This window comes from uncultured Gimesia sp., assembly GCF_937919775.1.
In the GTDB taxonomy this organism is placed as follows: Bacteria; Planctomycetota; Planctomycetia; order Planctomycetales; family Planctomycetaceae; genus Gimesia.
This window is the reverse complement of the sequence record NZ_CALFPF010000398.1, coordinates 1-3,672: the sequence shown is the minus strand read 5'-3', so window position 1 is coordinate 3,672 and position 3,672 is coordinate 1. Positions and strand designations below refer to the sequence as shown.

Genomic DNA, 3,672 nt, shown 5'->3' with positions numbered 1-3,672 from the left:
TATTATCTTACGTTATCGCTTTACCTTACGAGCTGTCAAGATTTTTCTCCATCATCAGGGGTGTTTTCTCTTTTGCTGGTAGTACAGATGTTTGAATCTGCCGGATCATGGTAAAAGATTGATGTTGGTGAATCTTGATGGGGCGTCCTGTGGAACTGCTCTTTAAGAACAGATGTGTTGTGAGAATGTTCAGTTGAAATTGAAAGATAGTTTCTTTCCGTAAAGGGTAGAATACCTACATTAGGTTCTGTGAATTTAACAATTCCCAAAGAAAATGGATTGTTTATGACGGTTTTATATCAGAGTCAAACATTTTTGCTACATGATACGGGAGCTCATCCGGAGAACCCAGCACGCTTGAAAAAAGTAATGGACCGTGTTTCAACAGAAGGCATTTCCAATCTGTTCATTCTTGAGAATCTGAAAAAAGGGACAAATGAGGAGCTTCTGCGAGTTCATACACCTGAATATCTGCAGGAATTAAAGCGATTTTGCGATGCAGGGGGGGGGAGAATTGAAGCAGATACCGTCGTTTCATTACAGTCGTATGAAGTTGCCAGCTCTGCGGCAGGCTGTGCAGTTGAGGCTGTGAATCAGGTCATTGAGGGGGAGCCACAGCGGGCATTCTGTGCCATTCGACCGCCCGGTCATCATGCACTTGCCGATCGGGCGATGGGATTTTGTCTGTTGAACAATGTTGCCATAGCGGCCCGACACGCCATCGTGCAGCATCAGTTGAATCGGGTGCTGATTGTGGATTGGGATGTCCATCATGGGAATGGCACACAGGATATATTCTATGATGATGAGCAGGTTCATTTTTATTCAGCCCATCGGGCTCCGTTTTATCCCGGTACGGGAGCAGTTGAAGAAACGGGGTCAGGGAAGGGGCTGGGGACCACCTGGAATCTCCCTCTGGCTTTTGGGATATCTCGGGCTGAATATTTTTCTCAATTTGAGCGAATACTGATCGAGGCTGCACGCAGATGTCGCCCCGAGTTGATCCTCATCAGCGCCGGTTTTGATGCGCATAAAGATGACCCGATCGGTTCACTGGGCTTAGAGAGTGATGATTTTGGAACGTTGACTCAGATGGTGATCAATGTGGCAAATGAATACTGTGGAGGCCGAATCGTCAGTTTGCTTGAAGGAGGATACAATCCTGAAAAACTGGCCGAGTCGGTTGTCAGCCATCTCCGAATTCTCAGTGAGGAATGAGCAGGTTACGGGGGGATTACTCGAATTCAGCCTATTTTTGATAGATCGGAAGATATCCCTTGTCCAGTTGAAGGATCGTCGCATTAATCGCGGTGGTGTAGACGGGACCTACATGACCTTCCATCCAGGCACCAGATGCAGATTGTTTGATTAAAATCTGCTGGCCGATATCCTGAATATACTTATCCCAGTTTTTTGTTTCACCGCGGTACATAACCTGAGCATAATAAAAATGTGCGTAGTGCCAATGGCCAAAATAACGATTGGTATTTCCGCCAGGCCAGATATTCTTCCGACAGTATTCCAGCATGTTTTTCAGATGTTCAGAGTCATATTCACCGGCATTGAATAACGCAGCACAGGCGGCAGCAGTAATCGCCGGTCTGTCACCTCCGCCACGAATACTGTACTGAACGCCGCCATCCTGCGTGGTGCAGTCCGCGATGTATTTTTTGGCTCGATCGATAATCTTTTTATCAACGGGGATGCCCGCATTGCGGCAGGCACGCAGTCCCTGAACCTGAGTGATGCATGTAGAGCCTTCGTCAAAGTCGTTCCCATCTTTGGCAGAAACATAGCCCCAGCCGCCACGGGTCGTTTGTGCGCCGGCGCAGAACTCGACCGCTTTGGTCAGCACTTTTTTCAATTCTTCGCGACGCATCGCGTCTTCTTCTTCGCCGTAAACCTGAGATAAAAAGACCATCGAATAACCATGACCGTATGTGTAATGGTAGTCGTTCTTGTAACCAATCAGCCCATTGGGTTGACTCATTTCAAGCAGGTAATCCACCGCGTTTTGTATGTTTTTGGAATATTTTCCGCGCGTGGTTGTAGAGCCTTCCGCCAGCAGTGCATTTCCGGCCAGCGCAGTCATAGCGACGCGGTATTGTCCGCCATTTGCTTCCCAATACCCCTGTCGGCGCTGTTCTCTGGCCAGATAATCCAGCGCATTGGAAACGGCTTTCTGGATTTTGGGATCGCGGTTTTTAGCAAACACCGACCCCACACCTGGCAGGACGAGCCAGCCAACTATTAAAAGAAAAGTCAGAACTTTTCGCATTCAGGGTCTCCCTCTTTCAAGAGGAATTTGTTCTTGTAAAATAACAAGAACGTGGTGGGGGAAGGTTTAGTCTGTGTGCAGCCATTTCTGAGCGTCAGCACTTCCCGATTTTTCAATCATGGTTTACTTATCAACCCATTCGACTGGCTGTGGTTCAATTTCAGGTTTAGGTGTGTGGCCGGCATCGGCTCGACCACTTCCCTCCAGGCGGCTGATCGCCCGGACTGACATGTCTTGGTCGCAGAGAATTTGACAACTCAAACGGCAGCCGGACAGTTCGCGGGCTGCGAGTAGGTTTTTTTCAACCACCGTCATCTGGTCTGGTTCACCATCAATGAATTCAACACGACACGTCGTGCAGCGGCCAGCGCCGCCACAAGCATGTAATTGATCGATGTGGGCATCGTCGGTTAAGGCCAGTACCAGCCGTTTCCCAGCTTCCACTTCGAATTCTCCTACATTTTCAACAGTCAGTTTCGGCATTATTTCCTCAAATTATAGTGGGGATAAAGAATCAGATTTCAGCATGAATCGAAACACGTCAGTATCTCAATGATTTTCCAGACTTGTGGTTCAGTTCATTATAGGGGCCTGGGGCCAATATTTTAAGTAGGCATTACAAATTCCCGTTCCGGATGGGAAACCGTTAGTACAGGACAAGGGGCCTTGCGAACAACTTTTTCTGCGACACTTCCCAGTAGCATATGCTTGATACCGGTACGTCCATGCGTACCAATCACGATCAGGTCGATATCTGACTTTTTCGCATAACGCACAATTTCCAGAAACGCTGGTCCGACTCGGACTTCGCGTACGACTTTCAGATCTTCGGTTCCGGGAAGGTCTGGCATCCTTTCCAGTTGTTTTCGGGCTAAAGCCTGCATGTCGGCAACCAGATCATTCATCGAGGTACCCATCATATTCGGTTCTGGAAACATCGCAACAGCATCCTGGACGACATTTAACAAATGTAACTCGGAATTAAACTTTTTCGCTAATTCACATCCATAGAGCAGGGCCTGCTCACCAAATTCACTGAAATCGGTCGGAACAAGAATTCTTTTGATCTCTAACATAGGTTCACTCCTGACTTGTCAAAACTTTATCAATGCGTGTTTTGTCTCATTCTAGTAAATTGTCAAGCAGATATCCGTTGATTTGATCGCTGACTTTTCCCAGATGACCAATATAACAAGATCCGTATTCTTCCCGCGAATGCGGAGATCAGGAATAATCCATAAAATCTGACTAATTCATAATAGCGGAACCATCTTTAAATCTGGTTTTTCAGTGATTTGCCGCCATGCGAAACCAGTTATAAATGATACGACCGTTAGAGAGAGAAAAACAGAATTATCAATTACGACACTTGCATATATGAGAAATCGTTTTAG

General features: G+C 46.9%; 4 protein-coding genes. 1 reads left to right on the top strand and 3 read right to left on the bottom strand.

The window, feature by feature from the left end; translation table 11 throughout:
• Positions 1-285 precede the first annotated feature (285 nt).
• Positions 286-1,218, top strand: coding sequence for a histone deacetylase (locus Q0294_RS10915; protein ID WP_299464745.1), 933 nt, complete (start codon positions 286-288; stop codon positions 1,216-1,218).
• Positions 1,219-1,249: 31 nt separating this feature from the next.
• On the opposite strand, the gene Q0294_RS10910 is transcribed toward Q0294_RS10915, so the two are convergent.
• From Q0294_RS10910 to Q0294_RS10900, 3 genes are all read right to left on the bottom strand, one after another.
• The gene (locus tag Q0294_RS10910) at positions 1,250-2,278 is read right to left on the bottom strand and encodes a prenyltransferase/squalene oxidase repeat-containing protein (RefSeq protein WP_299464742.1); all 1,029 of its coding nucleotides are present in this window, start codon (positions 2,276-2,278) and stop codon (positions 1,250-1,252) included.
• A 123-nt stretch (positions 2,279-2,401) separates the two neighbouring features.
• Positions 2,402-2,761 carry a 2Fe-2S iron-sulfur cluster-binding protein gene (locus tag Q0294_RS10905; protein ID WP_299464739.1) on the bottom strand — a complete coding sequence of 120 codons (360 nt, stop codon included), beginning with the start codon at positions 2,759-2,761 and terminating at the stop codon, positions 2,402-2,404.
• A gap of 122 nt (positions 2,762-2,883) precedes the next feature.
• Entirely contained in the window at positions 2,884-3,354 is a 471-nt protein-coding gene (locus Q0294_RS10900) for a universal stress protein (protein WP_299464736.1), read from the bottom strand.
• Between the last annotated feature and the right edge of the window lie 318 nt (positions 3,355-3,672).

Coding starts and splice junctions, on each gene's coding strand:
- Q0294_RS10915 (WP_299464745.1), top strand. CDS start 286: ATGACGGTTTTATATCAGAGTCAAACATTTTTGCTACATGATACGGGA.
- Q0294_RS10910 (WP_299464742.1), bottom strand. CDS start 2,278: ATGCGAAAAGTTCTGACTTTTCTTTTAATAGTTGGCTGGCTCGTCCTG.
- Q0294_RS10905 (WP_299464739.1), bottom strand. CDS start 2,761: ATGCCGAAACTGACTGTTGAAAATGTAGGAGAATTCGAAGTGGAAGCT.
- Q0294_RS10900 (WP_299464736.1), bottom strand. CDS start 3,354: ATGTTAGAGATCAAAAGAATTCTTGTTCCGACCGATTTCAGTGAATTT.